This window comes from Dysgonomonas sp. GY617 (assembly GCF_015233815.1).
Taxonomy (GTDB): Bacteria; Bacteroidota; Bacteroidia; order Bacteroidales; family Dysgonomonadaceae; genus Dysgonomonas_A.
Window position 1 is genome coordinate 1 of the sequence record NZ_JADCLR010000012.1, and the last position, 1,819, is coordinate 1,819.

Sequence of the window (1,819 nt, forward strand, 5' to 3'; positions counted from 1 at the left end):
CTATACAAAGGCTTACTATGACCTGGTCATTCGGCAGAAAAATTCAATATGTCCGTATAACAACAGAAGAGGAGGAACTTTTTAAAATCTATAAACAGATGTACGAAGACGATCCATCACGGGAGATCGAATTACGCATTGATGTAAATGAAGAAAACAATTTTGTACGTGCCTGGTTTTCGCAACCGGGATTGGAATACCCCCGGGAAGTCGAACTGGTAAGATCAGACATCGGTATATATCCCAAAAGTGAAGGTTTCAGACACTGGGTAACGGCTTTTAAAGACGAATATGAGGATGACTATCCCTATGCAAGAAAAGACGGTAAAAAAGACGGAAAGTAAATAATTAAATATGATATTTCTTAATACAAATAAAGTACATCTTGATGAAAATAAAACTGACATACACCTTATCATTATTATTAATGATATTTCTTAATACAAATTGCAAAAATATGGAAAAAGAGAAAGATACATTTGTGTGGCAATCAACAGTCACTGCGCCCTGACATACACCTTATCATTATTATTAATGATATTTCTTAATACAAATTGCAAAAATATGGAAAAAGAGAAAGATACATTTGTGTGGCAATCAACAGTCACTGCGCCCGAATTTTATCCAGTACAGGTTATAAGAGGAGCTTTTTACAAAGGAGACGAAGTTGTACAATCTGTACCCGGTGGACAACGTATAATCGGATCAGACTGGGGATATTCAATAGGAGATAATAATTCGGGGCGGGGACCACTTCCCGACGGACTGGGTATCGAATGGTTTTCTTTTGCCGAAAACAAATTCTATTCAGGTTCTTTTGACCTACCTTATGATACAATCAAAAAACTCTTTAATACACAGATGATAGAAAGTGTTAGAAAAATCCCCTGTAGATTTGATGAAATCAGTGTGGGAATGGCACCGGGAGGTATGGTTGTTGTCTGGGTAAGGGGGGACAGCCATTCGGTGGATATAGGACGATTTCAGGCAGATGAAGCCCCCGCCAGAGATTTAAATGAATTTTTGCCTTCAACACATGTATGGTATGATTGGGAAGACAGGGCTGCCGCACAGAAAGATTTTGCCGATACATTTATGGGTTCTTTACCCCAAAGAATAGCTAATTTTCAGAAGAACGGATTATCTCCGGGCTTGTATGATAGCTACCGAAAAAAATATAATATACGCATTACGCCTAATTTTGCGGACAAAGTAGCTATTGTTGATGAAGTATATATTGAATACTACAGTGGAGAAGAAGACCTTCTTGCTTTGGAACAACTCCGGGACACTTTCTATTCGCCTAAGTCACCTATACAAAGGCTTACTATGACCTGGTCATTTGGTAGAAAAATGCAATACGTACGGATAACAATGGACGAGGTAGAACTTTTTAATATTTATAAACAGATGTATGAAGACGATCCGTCAAGGGAGATTGAATTACGCGTTGATGTAAATGAAGAAAACAATTTTGTACGTGTCTGGTTTTCTCAACCAGGACAGGAATACCCTCGGGAACTGGAATTGGTAAAATCAGATATTGGCATATATCCAGTCAGTGAAGGAGACAGACACTGGGTAACGGCTTTTAAAGACGAATATGAGGATGACTATCCCTATGCAAGAAAAGACGGTAAAAAAGACGGAAAGTAAATAATTAAATATGATATTTCTTAATACAAATAAAGTACATCTTGATGAAAATAAAACTGACATACACCTTATCATTATTATTAATGATATTTCTTAATACAAATTGCAAAAATATGGAAAAAGAGAAAGATACATTTGTGTGGCAATCAACAGTCACTGCGCC

The 1,819-nt window shown here is 37.1% G+C and carries 2 protein-coding genes; both read left to right on the forward strand.

What is annotated here, in order from left to right; all coding sequences use genetic code 11:
- A partial coding sequence (locus IR022_RS08715) for a hypothetical protein (RefSeq protein ID WP_206759617.1) occupies positions 1-344 on the forward strand: 344 nt, incomplete at its 5' end.
- Positions 345-564: 220 nt separating this feature from the next.
- Complete coding sequence (locus IR022_RS08720) at positions 565-1,656, forward strand: DUF2931 family protein (RefSeq protein WP_242053161.1); 1,092 nt, start codon at positions 565-567, stop codon at positions 1,654-1,656.
- Positions 1,657-1,819 lie beyond the last annotated feature (163 nt).

Bases quoted from the DNA above. Each gene is read 5' to 3' on its own strand.
- IR022_RS08720 (WP_242053161.1), top strand. From the start codon at position 565: ATGGAAAAAGAGAAAGATACATTTGTGTGGCAATCAACAGTCACTGCG.